Raw genomic sequence first — 18,186 nt, forward strand, 5'->3', positions numbered from 1 at the left:
ATCACGAATTTGCGCGGATGACATAGCGGCGATTCCTATGTCAGCTAGGGAGGGCATCAGGTGGCACTACCGTCTCTGGTGGAGTATAAAGCTGGTCCCTAGTCGCGCGAACCACGTCGTTTACATATTCCGGCCATGGGCCGGCACCTGGTGGCACCGCAGCTTCTTCCTGTCGGTCCCGCAGGCGATTGCGGATCGTGCGGGCGGTGGTGCGGGTCGCCTCGTTGTCATCGTGCCAGGCGCCCCAGCGAACCCGCCAGTTAACGTATCGTGGAGCGAAAACCAGGAAGATCAAGGCTCCCACGCCGACGCCGTGTTCGCCAAGCAGCAGGATGGGAAGCGTGGCAATGGCGAATGCCTGAATCAGCGCCCAACAGGAACGATGACGGCGAAAGCCGTTCTGAACCAGCGTAGTCGGCCACCACGGACCTGCGACTGCCCATGCCGCGAGCGCGACCAACAGGCCGGTCAACACCATGCTGACGACGAAACCGATCCACAGCAGCGCCTTGGGAGCAATGAAGGTCAAGAAATCACCCATGCTGGCGCTGCGTGTCGAGGTCGCGCAGCTCACGCAACAGATCGGTGGCCGGCGTCGACACCACGATATCGTGGATGACCTTCTGGTCGAGGCTGATCACGTCTCCGACCGGACGTTCCGCGTAGCGAACCAGCGCAGGCTCGCTTGACGGCGTCCAACGTCGCGACGTGCCGGGCTTGAGTTCGAAAAGAAAGCGGGCAGGGGAGGCCAGGCTGATGCTCTGCGTTTGGCCATCGCTGCTCTGGCGGATGTCGGCGACCACGCCGCGATAGCCGACCCCAAGTCCGTCATGCTGGAGATCGGTCAGCACATAGGCGATCGGGCGATGGCCGTGCTGCGTAGGCTTGATGATATGCGTGTAGGCCCAGCCGTGCCCGCCAAAGTCCCACCCTTCCGTAGCGACATCGAGTGCATCGTCGGCCATCAGCATGACGACTGCCAGCGTCGAGAAAATCGGTGCGCAAATGCCCCACACCAGATCACTAGCGCTCAACGCGGCTGCCTTTGGCCCACCCTGCGCGACGATCAGCAACGTGCCGATCGGATTGACCGCGGGAGTCCGGTAATCTGCGGGCAAAAAGCGGCTGACGTCGATCAGAAGCGTTTGCACCAGCCCGATAGCAAGCCCGGTCAGCAAGTGCGCGATCAGGGAAACGGCGACCCCGATCGCCAGCACGCTCAAAGCGTTAACCGGCAGATCCGGGCGCGCAACGGCGTACCGGCGCGCGCGCGTATTCCAGAGCAGGATTGCGAAGAAGCCAGGAAGGAGGATTGCAACGCCTGTGACAACGGCCAGCGTCAATGAGAACAAGGCTCAGGCCTCGACCAATTTCCGCTTACCAGTCGCCTGGTCAATGACCATCTTAGGGCGCTTGCCCGCAGCCTTCATAGCCTTGAGCTCCCGCTCGAGGCGTAACATGTCATCGTAACCGCCAAGCTGCCACGCGATCGAGGCAGTCTCTTGCTGTTCGCGAGGTGTCAGAACAGTGGCCATGCAGACAACATAGGGACGCGATCGCTCCGCGTCTATGGGTAGGCCCAACAGCGCGATTTCCTGCTCACGCTATCTGCCACCGGCCCATAGCATCCTGCTCAAATTGTCTGCCAGCAGCGTCGACCGCCAGCAGGAGGTCGATCAGACGGCCATAGGTTGTCCCGTTTGTCCATCTGCACCGGGCAGCTTTGGAAAAGGCCAATCGGGAACACATTTTGGAAAAACGGCGCCCTTGTTGCCATCCAGCCCGCTTTCCCGCCCTCAGCCGTCCCACGCGACCTCCCAATTGGGAAACGGTCGCGTTGTATTAAGCGCCTCTAGGCGGCGGGCGAACGTGAAGGGATCGTACGGCACGAACACTCGACGCATGTTGCATTTGACAGGTCGTCTCAGGCGTGGCGATGTATACCGAAGAATATAACGATAGAGGCGACCATGAAGCCGTTTTCTCAGATTTCCCGCCGCCTTCTTTTAGTCGGGCTGACGCTGGGCGTCTCAGCACCGGCAGCGGCACAAGACGTACCGAATATCGCGGCCGCGGCGGACCTGCGCGTGGCGCTGACCGATGTCGCAGCAGCGTTCAGGCGGGATACCGGACAAGAGGTGAAGCTGACGTTCGGGTCATCGGGCACGTTCTTCCAGCAGATACAGCAGGGTGCGCCGTTCCAGCTCTTCCTCTCGGCCGATGAGCAGTACGCGACCAATCTTGCCCGTGCCGGCAAGGCCGTAAATGCGGGTACGCTCTATGCAATTGGGCGTCTTGCGGTGGTTGCGCCAAAGGGGTCGCCGCTGACGCTCGACAGCAACCTTGCCGGCCTGCGCAGCGCACTCGCGCGTGGGCAGATTACCCGGTTCGCCATCGCCAACCCGGAGCACGCCCCCTATGGCGCACGCGCGCGAGAGGCGCTGCAGCACGTAAAGCTGTGGCAGCCGCTCGCCAGCAAACTGGTGTTGGGCGAGAACGTATCCCAAGCGCTGCAATTTGCGATCGCTGGCGGTGCTCAGGGCGGCATCGTTTCGTATGCCCTGGTTCTGGACCCCACGTTCGCGGCTCGCGCTAGCTACAAGCTGCTGCCCGCCACGTGGCACAAGCCGCTCCGCCAACGCATGGTGCTGATCAAGGGTGCCAGTCCGACGGCACAGCGCTTCTATAGCTATATCCAGCAACCCGCTGCACGCCGCATCCTGGTGCGGTACGGTTTCGCGCTTCCCGGCGAGCGTTGATCGCGGCGGATGGACTGGCAGGCGCTCCGCCTATCGTTATGGCTCGGTTTTCTGACGATCGCTGTACTCTTGCCCGTGGCGATCGTCGCCGGGCGTTGGCTCGCGACCACGCGATTACGGGGGCGTGCGCTTATCGAAGCGGCGTTGACGCTACCCCTCGTTCTGCCTCCAACCGTCATCGGCTTCTATCTTCTTGTCGGCATGGGGCCTGACTCCCCGATTGGCCGTGTCTGGCAGGCGCTGTTCGGGGGTGCGTTGGTATTCAGCTTCCAAGGCGTCCTGGTTGCATCGGTGATCGTCAATCTACCCTTCGCGATCCAACCCGCGCAGCGCGCTTTCGAGGCAATCAGCCAAGAGCTGCGTGATGCCTCGGCGACGTGCGGTCATTCGGGTTGGCAGACCTTCCGGCGCATCGAGCTGCCACTGGCATGGCCTGGTGTCGTCACCGGAGCGGTGCTGGCGTTTGCCCACACGCTGGGTGAGTTCGGCGTCGTGCTGATGGTAGGCGGCTCGCTGCCTGGCGAGACACGGACGCTGGCGCTGTCCATCTACGACCGGGTGCAAGCGTTCGACAATGCGGCCGCTGCTAGCATGGCGGCGGTGTTGATGGGGATATCGCTCATAGCAGTAACAATCAGTTTCATCCTGACGGGGAGTAAGCGACGGCATGGCTGACGGCCTGGATGTCTGCATAAGAGCCACCACGCCGATCGCGATCGACGTGGCGTTCTCCGTCCATGTGCATGAGACACTGGCGCTGATCGGTCCATCGGGCGCAGGCAAGTCCACGATCCTACGGACGATCGCGGGGCTGCACCGCGTTCCAGAAGGTACAATCCGGGCAGACGGCGAGACCTGGCTCGATACCGCGGCCGGGATCGATCTTGCTGCCGCCCAGCGGCATGCTGGCATGGTGTTTCAATCCTATGCGTTGTTCCCGCATCTCACCGCTGCACAGAATATCATGGAAGCGATGCTTGATCGGCCGCGTGGTGAGCGACGGCACTGCGCAGACGCCCTCCTGAAGCGTGTCCACTTGGAAGGGCTCGGCCATCGCTTGCCCGCTAAACTATCGGGCGGGCAGCAGCAGCGGGTCGCGCTCGCGCGCGCACTCGCCAGAAGCCCTAAAATCCTGTTGCTTGATGAACCCTTCTCGGCGGTCGATCGGCCGACGCGCCGATCCCTTCACCAGCTTCTGAGAGAAATCCGGTCGGAAACACCGCTGCCGATCATCTTCATCACGCACGACGTCGAGGACGCTTTGGCGAGCGCGGATCGCTTATGCCTGATCGAAGCCGGAAAGGTTACCGCCGACGTGGAGGCAAGCCGAACAGCGGCCGAGGGTGATGACCGATTGTCAGCTTGGCTGATCGACGTGTGATTCCAGGCAATCAACTCCGCACTTAGCGTCAGGCGATGCGCTTGCGCAGGGGCTCGTGCCCTCCTTCGAACTTTCGCGACGTCCAAAGAACAAACCGTAGATCCATGCATTATATATGGCCGGATATAACGGTATGTGGAGCGTCAGGTGCCGAGGAAGTTGCGGATCGACATGGAAGGCCGGCGGTATGGGCGACTTGTCGGCATTGCCTACTCGCACACCTCGCCAGGCGGGCGCGCACATTGGCATTTCGATTGCGACTGTGGCGGCACGGTGGTCGCGGATGGCTGCAACGTTCGCGCCGGTAGCACCGCGAGCTGCGGCTGCCTTCATCGCGAGATCTGTGCTGAACGCCTGACCGTTCACGGTCATCGTGCCCGCAAATATCACGGCCCGACCTACCGAAGCTGGCAGTTGCTGAACGATGGTGCCCGAAATCCGGCGTCATCAGCTTGGGTCTCGATAGGCGCGCTGGGCCTTACACCATGTTCGGCATGGGTCAGTTCTTTCGAGCGGTTTCTGCATGACATGGGCCAGCGTCCTGCGGGCACCGGCCTGGTGCGTATCGACCCCTCGCGCGGCTTCGAGCCGGGCAATTGCCGCTGGTCACCAATCGACGATCGGAGTGTCCGAGCATCTAAAGGATGGGTGAAGCGTAGAGCCGCGACCACTTCGCCACTTGGGCGTTCAGCGATCAGCCAAGCCTCTTATTCGGAAACGAGACCATCTTTATGAAGACCGTCGTAGTAACGGGCGCGAGTGCCGGTATCGGCCTCGCGACTGCAGATCGCTTTGCACGCAGCGGATGGCAGGTCGCGATCATCGCGAGGGATCCAGCACGCCTCGACGAAGCCAAAACGATGCTCGAGCAGCATGGCGGTAAGGTCCTGGCGATCTCGGCCGACGTTGCCGATGCGAACGCCATCGACGATGCCGCTGATCAGGTGGTCGCGGAATTTGGCGCGATCGACGCCTGGGTCAACAACGCCATGTCGACGGTGGTCGCTCGCGCGCACGACATCACGCCGGAAGAATATGCCCGCGTCACCGTCACGACCTATCTGTCGCAGGTCTATGGAACGCTCGCCGCGCTTCGTCACATGCGTACGCGGGATCAGGGAGCAATCATCCAGGTGTCGTCAGGCCTCGCGATCCGGGCCGCTCCCTTGCAGGCCGCATATTGCGGCGCGAAGGCTGCGGTGGGTGGGTTTACGGATTCGCTGCGTTCCGAGCTGATCTCGGACAAATCAAAGATCACGCTCAGCGTCGTGTATCTGCCGGGCGTTAATACGCCGCAGACGAGCTGGGCACGCACTCACACTGGCCGTGAGCAGATCATTCCTGATCCAATCTTCGATCCGCGCCTGTGCGCTGAGGCGATTTGGACCGCAGCGCACGATCCGCAGCGTGAGTTCTGGGTCGGACGCTCAACGCTGATGATGGCGCTGGGACAGTCCGTGGCACCGGGCTTCTCCGATCGCGAGGCTGCCGGGATGCTTGACAAGCAACAAGGTGATCCGATGCCCGATCGCGCCGGCAATCTCGACGGAGCGGTTCCAGGGCCTGCGCGAATTGACGGTGACGGCACAGACCGAGTGAAGGGAAGCCGCCGCGAGTTCTTCACGAGCCGGCAGCGTGATATGCTGAAGGTAGGCGTGGCCGGCGGTCTGCTGGGTGCGGGCGCTTTGATGGGCATCGGCGCGTCACGCGCGCTGCCGCGTCTCCTCCGTTGACCGGGATGCTGAAGCGGCTGCTGCCGCAGCACCATGAGCGGTCCGAACTTGGTGTCCGCAAGGACGGCTACCTGCCGCTCGAGCAATATGGTGCGCTTGGCGATGGCCGATCCGTCGCCTTGTCCGGTGCCGACGGATCGATTGACTGGTGGTGCGTGCCCAACATGGACTCGCCACCCCTGTTCGATCGTCTGCTCGATGGTGAGAATGGTGGGTGCTTCACGCTCCAGCCTGATCGCCCGTTCACGGTCGAGCGCTGTTATCGTCCCGCCAGCAACGTACTCGAGACGATCTTCACGACGCCAAGCGGGCGAGCCAAACTGACCGAATCTCTCAATAGCGGCACAGCGGGGCGCTTGCCTTGGGCTGAGCTGGCGCGGCGGGTTGATGGGTTGGATGGCACCGTTCGCTTCAATCTGACGATGAAGCCCGGTCGGCGGGGTGACACGGTCAATCCGTACCATTCGAAGATCGGCGACCACACCGTCTTCCATGTCGAGCGCGTTCTCGGTCTCTTTGTCCACAGCGACACGGTACATTGTGACTGGGCCGATGAAGGCATCACGGGGGAGGTAACGGTAGCTGCAGGCGAGCGTCAGACCGTTGCAGTCGTGGCTGGTCGCGATGAACCTCTGGTGGCACCAACGATCGAGCAGATCGACGCACGCATCGACATATCAGACCAGGAATGGCGGGACTGGAGCGAACACGTCTCCTACACGGGCGAGGACCGCGACGCGTTCCTGCGCAGTGCGTTGGCGCTGAAGCTCCTGCTCTATTCGCCGTCAGGCGCCATCGCTGCGGCAGCGACGACATCGATCCCGGAAGGCATCGGCGGAGCCAAGAATTACGACTATCGATACGCCTGGATCAGGGATGCCGGCTACACGATCAAGGCATTCCTGACGGCAGGGCTTGAAGCCGAGGCGAAGGCTGCGTTCAGCTGGCTACTCGATCAGCTTCGAAGCGTTGGCACGCGCGTCGTCTACACCCTTGATGGCAAGGTTGTACCCGGCGTGTCCGAATGGGCGATGCCGGGGTATCTTGGATCGACCCCGGTTCGTACCGGCAATCAGGCGACTGACCAGCGCCAACACGGCGTTTACGGGGATATCTTCGAGACGGCCGCCTGCTTCGTCGGCTGCGGCAACATCCTCGACCCCGCGAGCGCGGAGCTGCTGTCGCATCTCGCCGATGAGTGCGCCGACCGCTGGCGCCTGCCAGACGCCGGCATGTGGGAGCTGGAAGAGGCTCAGCATTACACCATGTCCAAGGTCAGCTGCTGGCAGGCTTTGGCTCGCGCGGTCGAGCTGGCAGACCAGGGTCAGTTGCCGACCACGTGCCGGGAACGCTGGTCGCGCGAACGCGATCGCATCAAGGATTGGATCGAGGCTGAATGCTGGTCGGAGAAGAAGCAGGCCTTCGTCATGTACCCGGGTACCGACAAGCTCGATGCCTCCTTGGCGCTTGCCGTCCGCTTCGGTTTTGATGGTCATGATCGCCTGCTGGCCACGATGGATGCGATCGATCGTGAGCTAGGCAGCGGGCCTTTCCACTATCGCTACACCGGCATGGACAAGGAAGAAGGGTGCTTTCTTGCCTGCTCCTTCTGGATGGTGGAGGCCCGTGCCGAACTTGGTCAACGGCCTGAAGCTCGTCAGCGGTTCGATGCCTTGAGCGATGCACTGTCCCACGGGCACGGCATTCTCTCAGAGATGATCGATCCGGCGAGTGGCGCGTTTCTCGGCAACCTTCCCCAAGGTCTCAGCCATCTGGCCCACGTCATGGCACTGTCCGTCCTCGACGAGGCAGCGGCCTGCAACTGACTCTGATCCTATCCCAATGGAGATAAGCATGACTGATCGTCTGACTATGCAGGATCCTCGCTCGCAGTATCCGCAGCCGCCTTTCCCGCGGCAGCCGCAGCCTGTCCCCGGCGAAGCGTCGAAAATGGATCCCGTGCCCGACCACGGCGAGACGAGCTATAAGGGCTCAGGCAAGCTTGCCGGGCGCAAGGCGGTCATCACCGGCGCGGACAGCGGCATCGGTCGCGCGGCCGCTATCGCATTCGCACGCGAGGGTGCCGACGTCGCTCTGTCATACCTTGAGTCCGAGAAGAGTGACGCGGCCGAGGTGATCAAACTCATCGAAGCGGAGGGGCGCAAAGCCGTCGACCTGCCCGGCGACATCACCGACGAGGCGTGGTGCAAGACGCTCGTGGAGCAGGCGGTCGAGAAGCTTGGCGGTCTCGACATTCTGGTCATCAATGCGGGTCGGCAGCAGAACCGTGAGGACATCTCGAAGGTCACGTCGGAGGATTTCGACAAGACCATGAAGACCAATCTCTACGCGATGCACTGGATCGCGCAGGCGGCTGTGCCGCATCTGCCGGCAGGCGGGTCGGTTATCACTACCGCCTCGATCCAGGCCTATGAGCCGTCGGCGATCCTGCTCGACTATGCCACGACCAAGGCAGGGATCGTGGCCTACACCAAGGCGCTCGCCAAGCAGCTGCTGGAGAAAGGCATCCGCGCCAACGTCGTGGCGCCCGGTCCCTTCTGGACGCCGCTCCAGGCATCCGGCGGTCAGCCGCCCGAAGCGGTGATGAAGTTCGGCTCGGAAAGCCAGTATGGCCGTCCGGGTCAGCCGGTCGAGATCGCGCCGGTCTACGTACTGCTGGCAAGCCAGGAGGGCAGCTTCATCAGCGGCGAAGTGTATGGCGTCACCGGTGGTGCCGGCGTCGCCTGACGTAACGAAAAGCCCCCGACCGGATGTGCCGGCCGGGGGCTTCTGATATGGCATGGCATCGCCCGCAGTGGGGATGCCATGCCGTTATTGCATCAGGCTGCTTCGGCCTTTTCCTGCGCGAGGCTGGCGCTATCGATGACGTAGCGGAAGCGGACGTCACCCGACTTCACCTTCTTGTACGCCTCGTTGATCTCCTGGATCGGGATCAGTTGCACGTCAGGCGCGATGCCATGCTCCGCACAGAAATCGAGCACTTCCTGCGTCTCTGCGATCGATCCAATCAGCGAACCTGCGATCGTCTTGCGGCCCATGATCACGTTCATGTGGTTCCAGCCTGGCATGGGGGCGAGGGCACCCACCGACACATAGGCGGCATCGTGCTTGAGCAGCGGAATGAAGGGATCGACCTTGTGCTTTTCGGGGATGGTCGAGAGGATGAAATCGAACTGACCTTCGAGCGCTTCTGAGGCTTCCTTGTCGCCTTCGACGACGCCCTTGGCACCCAGTTTCTCCGCCTCGGCGACCTTCTCCTTGGTGGTGGTGAAGACCGTCACATCGGCGCCCATCGCAACCGCGATCTTGACCGCCATGTCACCCAGACCGCCAAAGCCGACGACGCCGACCTTGTCGCCGGCCTTCACGCCCCAGTGCTTCATCGGTGAATAGGTGGTGACGCCGGCGCACAGGATCGGGGCTGCCGCTTCGACCGGGATCGACGCCGGAATTTTCAGCACGAAATCTTCGCGCACGACGAGAACGTCCGAGTAGCCGCCAAACGTATTGTCCCGGCCATACATGTTCGTGCCCGTCTTCGCCTGCGATGCAGGCTTCATCGGGCCGTTATAGGTCGCCAGCCAGCTATTCGGCCCCTCACAATATTGCTCGTCACCCGCCTTGCACGGGCCGCATTCATGGCAGCTATCGATCATGCAGCCGACCCCGACCAGATCGCCGACCTCATGCTTGGTGACGCTCGCACCCTTGGCCGAAACCCGGCCGACGACTTCATGGCCCGGCATGCAGGGATAGACCGTGTTGCCCCAGTCATTCTCGCACTGGTGGATGTCGGAATGGCAGACGCCGCAATAGAGGACCTCGATCTGCACCTCATTGTCCTTGGGCGGGTCGCGCTCGATCACGATAGGCTTCAAACGCGAGAAACTGTGCTTGGCGGCATAGCCGGTAGCGGTGACCATGATTGATGACCTTTCGTAAGGCTGAAGGGTGATCGCCCCTGAACGTCCTGCCGGCCACGGTTATCCTAGGATAGAGCACTATATTTTCGTCGATACATTGTATCACAAACGGCTGACGGAAGGTCGCGCAGTCGCACTTTTCCACTGGTTACGGTACACACCGATCGGTTGCCCAGATGGGCAAACTCGAATGCAGGGAAGTTTCCATGAAGATCAGCGCGCGCAATCAAATCTCCGGCACCATCGTGTCGATCACCCCAGGCGCGGTAAATGGTTCGATCAAGGTCGATATCGGTGGCGGGAACGTCGTGACCGCCAACATCACCGAAGAGGCGATTGCTGAGCTTGGGCTTGCGGAAGGTGAGGCGGTCACCGTCATCATCAAGGCCAGCGATGTGATGATCGGTAAGTAAGATGAAGGTTGGACCCCTCTGGCTAAAAATCCAGATTGCGTGCGGCGACGCCTTGGCGATGGGACCGGGTAAAGCCGACCTCCTGGAGGCGATCCAGTCGGAGGGGTCGATCAGCGCCGCTGGTCGCGCACTCGGCATGAGCTATCGCCGTGCCTGGCTGCTGGTCGATGAGATGAACCGGTGCTTCGATCCTCCGCTGGTGGATACCGTCAAGGGCGGCGGCCTCGACCGCGGGTCGAAGGTGAGCCCTACCGGGAAGGCGGTACTGGAAGCCTATCGCGAAATGGAGCGTGAGGCATCCGCTGTTGCCGATCAGCCAGCTTATGCCCGATTGCAGGGCTTCTTGCGGCCTGCACCACTACCCACGGACTAAGAACGTACCGGCATCAAACCCGATATATACGGACGGATATCGCTACGATATATGGCCGTGCATAGAACCGCGGCTGAGACCGCGAAAAGGGGTTTCCATCGATGTCGAAGCGTATCGCGGTCCTGCTGTGTGCCGTAGCCGTGCCTGCCATCTCCGCACCGGCGACGGCTCAAACAACCGTCCCACCCACCACAGAGCAGGCAAATGAGCACGCATCGGACACCGATGAAGGCCTGCCCGACGTCATCGTTACCGCCCGGCGCCGTGCTGAAGACGCACAGCGAGTGCCTGCCGCACTGTCGGTGGTGGGCGGCGCGCTTCTCGATCAGAGCTACACGGTCAACACGCAAGGCCTGACCACCCTTATCCCGACGCTGAACTACAGCTCGGCCAATCCGCGCAATACCGCCTTCACCATCCGCGGCCTTGGCTCCAGCGTCGTGGCGGTAAGCCAGGCCAATGACGGCCTGGAGGGTGGCGTCGGCTTCTACGTCGATCAGGTCTATCACGCACGCCCGGCGACCGCCGCGTTCGACTTTGCCGATATCGAGCAGGTCGAGGAACTGCGCGGACCGCAGGGCACGCTGTTCGGCAAGAACACGACCGCGGGCGCGCTCAACATCACCACGCGCGCGCCGACCTTCACGCGCGAGGGCTTCGCCGAACTGTCCTATGGCGACTATAATTTCGTGCAGGCCAAGGGCTGGGCATCGGGACCGATCACCGACACCATTGCCTATCGCATTTCGGGCGTCTCGACCCGCCGCGACGGGGTGCTCGACAATGTCCGCACCGGCCGGGCGGCCAACACGCTCGGCACGCAGGCGGTGCGGGGGCAGCTGCTCTTCAAGCCGGACGACACGATCCAGATGCGGGTCATCGCCGACTTTACCAACTTCCAGGCCTATTGCTGCACCCAGGTCTATCTGCGCACCGGCACGAGCCTGCGCGCCGCGAACCGCCAGTTCGGCGGTCCCAGCGGCCTGGCCGCGCAGTTCGGCTATGCGCCGCCCAGCACCAACCCCTATGATCGCAAGATCGACATCGATGGGCCGCTCGGCGTCGACACCAACGAGGGCGGCGTGAGTGCGATCACCGACTGGAACCTGGGGCCGGTCACGCTGACCTCGGTCACCGCGTGGCGTTTCTGGAATTGGGATGCGGAGAACGATCGCGACTATACCGGCTTGCCCGTCCAGCTCTCGCAGCACATCCCCTCGCGGCAGGATCAGTACAGCCAGGAGCTCCGGCTGGCTTCGAACGGCACCGGAGCGCTGTCCTATGTCGTCGGGCTCTACGGCTTCCGTCAGCGACTGACCGGTCGGCCGATCAGCATCTATGGCCCGGCCGCCGCTCGCTACCTGATCGGCACCAGCGTCGTCACCGGCACCGCGCCGAACCAGGTGACGACGCCGGTGCCGTCCAACCTGCTCGACGGCTACGGGCAGGACGGCCGCACCGACTTCCGCAGCCTCAGCTATGCGGCGTTCGGCGAGGTCAATTACCGCTTCTTCGATCGCCTGACGGCGACGGTCGGGCTGCGCTACACGCAGGAGGACAAGGACGGTTACTACAACACGACCGTCTCGGGCGGCCCTGCGACGACCAACACCGCGCTCATCAATGCCCGCCTCGGCGTGCTGCGTCCGCAAAGCTATGAGGCGCATGACAGCGACGGCAGCCTCACCGGACGCGGCAATCTCGCCTGGCAGGTGACCGATACGACCATGGCCTATGCGAGCTATGCGCGCGGGTTTAAATCGGGCGGGATCAACATGTCAGGCCTGCCGCTCGACAACAACAATCGCCCGGTGCTGGCGACTGCCGTGGTGCGGCCCGAGCGCAACGAGACCTATGAGATCGGCCTCAAGAACACGCTGTTCGACCACCGGCTGATCTTCAACATCGACGGCTTCTATACCAAGGTCCGCGACTTCCAGGCGACGGTGGTCGAGAACTCGCTCACCCAGTCGGTGCAGCTGCGCGGCTACCTGTCCAACATCCCGGAAGTGACGGTGAAGGGGATCGAGGCGGACGTGACCGCGCTCATCCTGCCGGGGCTGAGTATGCGGACGAACTTCGCCTATTCCGATGGCGAATACACCAACTATCCCGCCGGTCCGTGCCCGCTCGAGGTACAGACAGCAGCGACGACGCGGTGCAGCCTGACGGGGCGGCGCCTTGCTTCGTTGCCGCGCTTCGCGCTGACCGCAGGCCTGGATTATCAGCGACCGGTGGGTGACGGGCAGGTCTTCGTCCATGTCGACACCGCGTCGCGCAGCGGCTTCAACGGAGACCCCAGCCTGTCGCGCTTCACCTATATCCGCGGCTACAACCTGACCAATGCCAACATCGGCTATCGCTTCGCCGACGGGCTGGAACTGATCGTCTGGGCACGCAACCTGCTCGATGCCGACTATATCCAGAACCTCACGATCCAGGCGGGCAACTCCGGCCTGATCGTCGGCACGCCGAGCGACCCGCGCACCATCGGCGGGACGATCCGCTTCCGCCTGTGATCGACCCCGATCCCTGCAGCAGCGCCGTCATTGCCTGCCGCAGGGATCGTCGGGATAGGCGAAGGCGGGATTTTCGATGAAGCCGCGATCGGTCAACGCATTCAGATAGGCGAGCAACCGGTTCGTGTCGGCAGCATCCAGCGCGATAGGATGGCGGACAATGGCATCACGGAGCGTACGCGCAGACCCGTCGTGGAACCACGGACCAGTCACGGCGACGTTGCGTAGCGGCGGTGTGCGAAAGCGTCCTTCGTCCTCCGCTCTTCCCGTCGCCTCTGCGAGACCGCGATCCGTCATGTTGACCGGCAGGATCACATGGAAATGCCCATCGGTGAAATTGATACCAGAATGGCAGGAGGCACAGGCGCGGCTGAACACCGCTTTGCCCGCCCTGGCTTCAGGTGACAGCGTGCCGCGATCGGCGGGCGTGTCGAACGACATCAGGCTCCGCTCGAAGCTCGCCAACGCCATCGCGACGCTGGTCATGTCGATGCGGCCCCGGCGATCCGGGAAGGCCGCGCGAAACTGGCGCCGGTAACAGGTATCACGCGACAAGCGGCGGGGAATTTCCTGCTCGCTGCCGTGCATCCCCATCTCAACCGGCGTGAGGCCGGAAATCGGAATCATCGCCTGCGCCTCCAGCGTCGTGACGCGCGGATCGGCCGCAGTCAGGACGGGCAGCCATGCGACATTGGCGAGACCTGGCACGTTTCGGCGACCGGCATCGCCGTGCACACCCGGTCTGGTCGGGTTGCCATCCGCAAAGGCGTGCTTCTGCTCATGGCAACTCGCGCACGACATGGTGCCGTCGATAGACAGGTCAGCGTCATAGAACAGCTGGCGGCCAAGCGCGACTTTGGCGGCCGACATAGGATTATCGGCGGGGACCGTCGGTGCGGCGACACCCGCCGGCTGCGACCATCGCCACGGGGCGGCAATCGAAGCCGTCAGGATCAGCGCCGAGAGCGCCAGCGCCGCCCGTCCGATCACGCCGGCAGCTTCGTCACCATCAGCGGCAGATCGGCGGTGCCGTTACCTGCGACCTGAAGAACGTAGCGCCCCGCGGCCAGATCGAAGTCGACCATCTTGCGGATGCCGGTGCAGGCAGGACCATGACCATGCGCGACCGAGGTCGCGGGTTTGCCGTTCGCCAGCACGTCGATCCATGCCCCCGATCCCAACGCGATCCGATAGCGACCGGGGGTTTCGACGGTGAAGGCGAATACGCCCCCATAGCTCACCGATCCGCCCGGTTTTTCTGGCCGCACGGCGTAACGCACGTCCCGCGTGGACGGAAGGCGTGCCGTAATCGCCACGCCCGGCGTCAGTATCGTCGCCCGCGCGGCCGTACGGCCCGCACCAAGCGGACGCGGTGAGGCCCAGCCCGATAACTCTGCTGGCGGCGCGACGACGGAAGGACAGGCATCGTGTGCAGGAGCGGACGCCTGCAACAGCACGGCAACGAGCAGGGCATTGAACATCGGTGGTAACTCCTTCAACAGGTGTATATCTGAACGTATATATACGTTCGAAGGACGATACAGCCGCCTCGGTCACAAAGGGGGACTATAGATGCGCCTTGCGCTGACCGCAGCCATGTTGCTCGCTTCATCTGCCATACCGGCATTGGCGCAGGACACATCCCAAACGTCGCGAGACGATCAGGACAACAGCTTCCGCCTTGGCGAGATCATCGTCACAGGCGCGCGTCCGCAGGGCGTCGAGATCGGCAGCGAGTCCGCTGGCCAGGAGGCGATCTACAAGTTCGATCGTCAGTCGCTCGACGAGGCGGCGAGCCTGATCCCCGGCGTCACTGCCGGCAACAGCGGCGGGTCACGGAACGAGCGGCTGCTGTTCGTGCGCGGCTTCGACCGGTTCCAGGTGCCGGTGTCGATCGACGGTATCCGCGTCTATCTGCCTGCCGATAACCGCCTCGACTACGGCCGCTTTCTGACGCCTGACGTGGCGCAGCTCCAGGTCGCCAAGGGCTATGCGTCGGTGCTGGACGGCCCCGGCGCGATGGGCGGTGCGGTCAACCTCGTCACCCGCAAGCCGACCAAGCAGCTGGAGATCGAAGGGCGAGCCCAGCTCAATCTCGATCGCGGGGTGGACTATGCCGGCTACAATGCCTTCGGCCTGATCGGCACCAAGCAGGATCGCTGGTATGCGCAGGCGAGCTACGCGATCAACGACACCGATCATTGGGATTTGCCAGGCAGCTTCATGCCGACCGCGAACGAGAACGGGGGTGCGCGCGACTTTTCCGCGACGCGCGATTGGCGGGTGAACGCCAAGCTCGGCTTCACCCCCAACGCGACCGACGAATACTCGCTGAGCTACACCCGGCAGGAGGGCGAGAAGAACGCGCCTCTCCACATCACCGACCCGATCAGCACCCAGCGCAACTGGAGCTGGCCCTATTGGAACATCGAAAGCATCTACTTCCTTTCCACGACCGCGCTGGGGGACCGTGCGACACTGCGCACGCGCGTCTATCGCAACACCTTCGACAACCTGCTCAGCGCCTTCGACGATCGGACGCAGACCACGCAGACGCGCGCCCGTGCTTTCAACAGCTATTACGAGGATGAATCCTGGGGCGGTTCGGCCGAACTGGCGCTGCGACCGACCGATACGGACCGGCTGTCGCTCGCCGTCCATTACCGACGCGACCAGCATGACGAATTTCAGCAGAGCTTTCCAAGCGGTTTCACCGAACCCCACCAGCGCAGCGTCGAGGACACCTACAGCATCGCCGGCGAATATACCCGCGACCTGACTCCGACTGTCGCGCTGACGCTTGGTGCGAGCTATGATTGGCGCGACCTGTCGCGTGCGGAGGAATACGGCACCCCGCCCACTGGCGGCGCGGCGCGCATCTTCAGCTACCCGCTGCGCAACGCCGATGCTTGGAACGCGCAAGGGCGCATCGAGTGGAAGCCGGTCGAGAGCAGCCGGCTCTATGCCAGCGTTTCGTCGCGTGCCCGCTTCCCGACGCTGTTCGAGCGTTTCTCGACGCAGTTCGGCACCGCCGCGTCGAACCCAGGCCTCAATGCCGAGCGTGCAACCAATTACGAGCTGGGAGGCAGCCACGCCATCGGCGCGCTGACCGTCACCGCGGCGCTGTTCTACAGCGACATCAACAATGCGATCGTGGCGGTGCGTCCGGCGGGCTTCCCGGCCAACACGTCCCAGCGCCGGAACCTCGGCTCGGCCGACTATTATGGCGGCGAGATCGGGATCGTTGCGCGGGTGGGGCCGACGCTCGACGTCGGCGCGAATTATACGCATATCAAGCGCGACTTCGCGATCAGCCCCCAGACCGGCGTCGTCATCCCCGCATTCGAGCTGACCGACGTGCCGTCCGACAAGGGGTTCGTCTATGCGAGTTGGCGTCCGTTCTCGCGCCTGGAGCTGACCCCCAGCGTCGAGTTCGCCTCCGAACGCACCACCGTCACCACGGCATCGCCCCCGATCTATTACCGCACCGGCAGCTATGTCCGTGCCGACATCCGGGCGGACTTCGCCCTCACGGCGCGACTGTCGATTGGCGTCGGCGCACGCAATCTATTCGACGAGGATTACACGCTGACGGACGGATTTCCGGAGGCTGGGCGCAGCTTCTTTGCGGTCATGCGCGCACGATATTGAGCGGAGATTCCGGTCGACGTTTGTCAGCCCGGGGTCGGACGATTGTTTGCGAGAGCGACGGTAGCGGAGGCCGAGCGATCACACTGGCTGGAGTGCCGCTGTAACGGTCGCCTCAGAGGCGCGGTCTTGTTGGGGTAGGTGCTCGTTGGTCCTTGATATATCTAGATGTTAAAAGGACTTTGCCCGAAATTACGCGCTGTTTCCTGAAGCTTATCTCACACGGAAAAAGGACCAGCGTTTTTCGGTGCCCTGTGAGCATACCCAAAAGGCACCAGGATCGGGTCAGCCAAGGAAGCAGTCTGCGGGAGGGGCGGGCAGGGGGGGGATCGTCAGCTGGACCTCTCGGCGAAGACCTATCGTGGCCATCCTGCCTTTCCCAAAACTCCATGTCCGTAGGGCAATTTCGGGAAAATGGTTTTGGGAACGGATTTTGGGAAAGCGCCGTACCTGAGACGAAAGGAAGCTCACCGGTCGACGCTCGCCAATCTCTTGCCCTTCCCAATCGGGAAGGTGGACCGGCTCGAAGACTAACTCGGAACTGTGTGCTCAGCGATTCAGGCCACGGCACCTCGACGTGCGTCCACACGGCGTCGTCGACGTTCGAAGAACACGACGATGCCAGCGAGCAGCACGACGCAGACCAGAGACGTTGCAAAAGTGTTGAGGCCGAGCCCGCCCTTGATCGCATCCTTCGTCAGCAGGTTGCCGAAATCAGCGCCAAATGGCCGGGTAAAGACGAATGCCGCCCAGAAAATGACCGCCGCATTGACCCGAGCGACATAGTGCAGGAGCAGCACCGCAGCAATAACTGCCATGCAAACCAGTGATCCAGTAGTGTACGTGAGGCCGAATACATAGACGAGCCCATCTCCGAACGCCGTACCAAGGCTATTCGAGAACAGAACGGCTAACCAAAAGAACAGCTCGCTCTCACGGTCGACAACCGCACTCACATCACAGGTGCCGCGCCTCAGATACCAAACGCCCAGGGTCAGCAACATGCCGCTGAAAAGGATGGCCGATGTTGCGTTATAGCCAAGCCCAAGGGTGTGCGTCGACAGGTCGGCTATTTCCGTCCCCGCTGTCGTCGTGCCGACGATCGTCGCCCAGAAGAGGAGAGGACGATAGTGATCGGCGCGAACCTGGGCGATGAGAAAGGCAACAAGCAGGCCCAGCGTGATGGCGAGACCGGCAACATAGCCCAAGTTCAATGTCTGCGCGATGGCGTCGCCCGCGACCTCACCCAACGTGGTGGCGACCACCTTGGCCAACCAGAAGCCCAGGGTGATTTCGGCGACCTTCCGCACGGGATGATCCTTCGTCACGTTCATCCTCTCCATACGCGTGGCTCCACTCGAGCGAGCATAAGGTCCCAGGAACCAATTCACATCGAAACTCACGCATGACGGCAAA

At 62.7% G+C, this 18,186-nt stretch carries 17 protein-coding genes; 10 read left to right on the forward strand and 7 right to left on the reverse strand.

Going from position 1 to position 18,186, the window contains the following annotated elements:
- Nucleotides 1–40 precede the first annotated feature (40 nt).
- From ACU5AX_RS18255 to ACU5AX_RS18265, 3 genes are read right to left on the reverse strand one after another with little or no spacing between them, the layout of a single operon-like run.
- On the reverse strand, nt 41–541 hold the full coding sequence (locus tag ACU5AX_RS18255) for a hypothetical protein (RefSeq protein ID WP_446691990.1): 501 nt from the start codon (nt 539–541) through the stop codon (nt 41–43).
- Complete coding sequence (locus ACU5AX_RS18260; protein ID WP_446691991.1) at nt 534–1,343, reverse strand: hypothetical protein; 810 nt, start codon at nt 1,341–1,343, stop codon at nt 534–536. The genes ACU5AX_RS18255 and ACU5AX_RS18260 overlap by 8 nt, the downstream gene beginning before the upstream one ends.
- Before the next feature lie 12 nt (nt 1,344–1,355).
- Nucleotides 1,356–1,535 carry a hypothetical protein gene (locus ACU5AX_RS18265; RefSeq protein ID WP_043061464.1) on the reverse strand — a complete coding sequence of 60 codons (180 nt, stop codon included), beginning with the start codon at nt 1,533–1,535 and terminating at the stop codon, nt 1,356–1,358.
- Between the two features lie 435 nt (nt 1,536–1,970).
- Between ACU5AX_RS18265 and modA the strand changes: the two genes are divergently transcribed.
- The 6 genes from modA to ACU5AX_RS18295 all read left to right on the forward strand — a co-directional run bounded on the left by modA (nt 1,971) and on the right by ACU5AX_RS18295 (nt 8,621).
- Nucleotides 1,971–2,759, forward strand: a complete 789-nt coding sequence (gene modA, locus ACU5AX_RS18270; RefSeq protein ID WP_446691992.1) for a molybdate ABC transporter substrate-binding protein — start codon at nt 1,971–1,973, stop codon at nt 2,757–2,759.
- Between the two features lie 9 nt (nt 2,760–2,768).
- On the forward strand, nt 2,769–3,434 hold the full coding sequence (gene modB, locus ACU5AX_RS18275; RefSeq protein WP_446691993.1) for a molybdate ABC transporter permease subunit: 666 nt from the start codon (nt 2,769–2,771) through the stop codon (nt 3,432–3,434).
- Nucleotides 3,427–4,140, forward strand: a complete 714-nt coding sequence (locus tag ACU5AX_RS18280) for an ABC transporter ATP-binding protein (RefSeq protein ID WP_446691994.1) — start codon at nt 3,427–3,429, stop codon at nt 4,138–4,140. The genes modB and ACU5AX_RS18280 overlap by 8 nt, the downstream gene beginning before the upstream one ends.
- A gap of 731 nt (nt 4,141–4,871) precedes the next feature.
- Complete coding sequence (locus ACU5AX_RS18285; RefSeq protein WP_446691995.1) at nt 4,872–5,873, forward strand: SDR family oxidoreductase; 1,002 nt, start codon at nt 4,872–4,874, stop codon at nt 5,871–5,873.
- Nucleotides 5,874–5,878: 5 nt separating this feature from the next.
- On the forward strand, nt 5,879–7,699 hold the full coding sequence (locus tag ACU5AX_RS18290) for a glycoside hydrolase family 15 protein (RefSeq protein WP_446691996.1): 1,821 nt from the start codon (nt 5,879–5,881) through the stop codon (nt 7,697–7,699).
- 28 nt (nt 7,700–7,727) lie between these two features.
- Complete coding sequence (locus tag ACU5AX_RS18295; protein ID WP_446692104.1) at nt 7,728–8,621, forward strand: SDR family oxidoreductase; 894 nt, start codon at nt 7,728–7,730, stop codon at nt 8,619–8,621.
- 92 nt (nt 8,622–8,713) lie between these two features.
- Here ACU5AX_RS18295 and ACU5AX_RS18300 read toward each other — a convergent pair whose 3' ends face one another.
- A complete protein-coding gene (locus tag ACU5AX_RS18300) occupies nt 8,714–9,817 on the reverse strand; it encodes an NAD(P)-dependent alcohol dehydrogenase (protein ID WP_446691997.1) in 1,104 nt (367 codons plus the stop codon).
- A gap of 206 nt (nt 9,818–10,023) precedes the next feature.
- Here ACU5AX_RS18300 and ACU5AX_RS18305 point away from each other — a divergent pair, with 206 nt between their 5' ends.
- From ACU5AX_RS18305 to ACU5AX_RS18315, 3 genes are all read left to right on the forward strand, one after another.
- On the forward strand, nt 10,024–10,230 hold the full coding sequence (locus ACU5AX_RS18305) for a TOBE domain-containing protein (RefSeq protein ID WP_446691998.1): 207 nt from the start codon (nt 10,024–10,026) through the stop codon (nt 10,228–10,230).
- Nucleotide 10,231: 1 nt separating this feature from the next.
- Nucleotides 10,232–10,603 (forward strand): winged helix-turn-helix domain-containing protein, encoded by a 372-nt coding sequence (locus tag ACU5AX_RS18310; protein WP_446691999.1) that lies wholly within the window; start codon nt 10,232–10,234, stop codon nt 10,601–10,603.
- A 101-nt stretch (nt 10,604–10,704) separates the two neighbouring features.
- Nucleotides 10,705–13,122, forward strand: coding sequence for a TonB-dependent receptor (locus tag ACU5AX_RS18315; RefSeq protein ID WP_446692000.1), 2,418 nt, complete (start codon nt 10,705–10,707; stop codon nt 13,120–13,122).
- 27 nt (nt 13,123–13,149) lie between these two features.
- On the opposite strand, the gene ACU5AX_RS18320 is transcribed toward ACU5AX_RS18315, so the two are convergent.
- Together ACU5AX_RS18320 and ACU5AX_RS18325 are read right to left on the reverse strand one after the other, a co-directional pair.
- The gene (locus ACU5AX_RS18320) at nt 13,150–14,112 is read right to left on the reverse strand and encodes a cytochrome-c peroxidase (RefSeq protein WP_446692001.1); all 963 of its coding nucleotides are present in this window, start codon (nt 14,110–14,112) and stop codon (nt 13,150–13,152) included.
- Nucleotides 14,109–14,603 carry a homogentisate 1,2-dioxygenase gene (locus tag ACU5AX_RS18325; protein ID WP_446692002.1) on the reverse strand — a complete coding sequence of 165 codons (495 nt, stop codon included), beginning with the start codon at nt 14,601–14,603 and terminating at the stop codon, nt 14,109–14,111. Before ACU5AX_RS18325 ends, ACU5AX_RS18320 begins: the two co-directional genes overlap by 4 nt.
- Before the next feature lie 91 nt (nt 14,604–14,694).
- On the opposite strand from ACU5AX_RS18325, the gene ACU5AX_RS18330 reads away from it, so the two are divergent.
- Entirely contained in the window at nt 14,695–16,773 is a 2,079-nt protein-coding gene (locus ACU5AX_RS18330; RefSeq protein ID WP_446692003.1) for a TonB-dependent receptor plug domain-containing protein, read from the forward strand.
- A 554-nt stretch (nt 16,774–17,327) separates the two neighbouring features.
- On the opposite strand, the gene ACU5AX_RS18335 is transcribed toward ACU5AX_RS18330, so the two are convergent.
- The gene (locus tag ACU5AX_RS18335; protein ID WP_446692004.1) at nt 17,328–18,104 is read right to left on the reverse strand and encodes a COG4705 family protein; all 777 of its coding nucleotides are present in this window, start codon (nt 18,102–18,104) and stop codon (nt 17,328–17,330) included.
- Nucleotides 18,105–18,186: the final 82 nt, after the last annotated feature.

Source organism: Sphingomonas benefaciens (assembly GCF_052907485.1).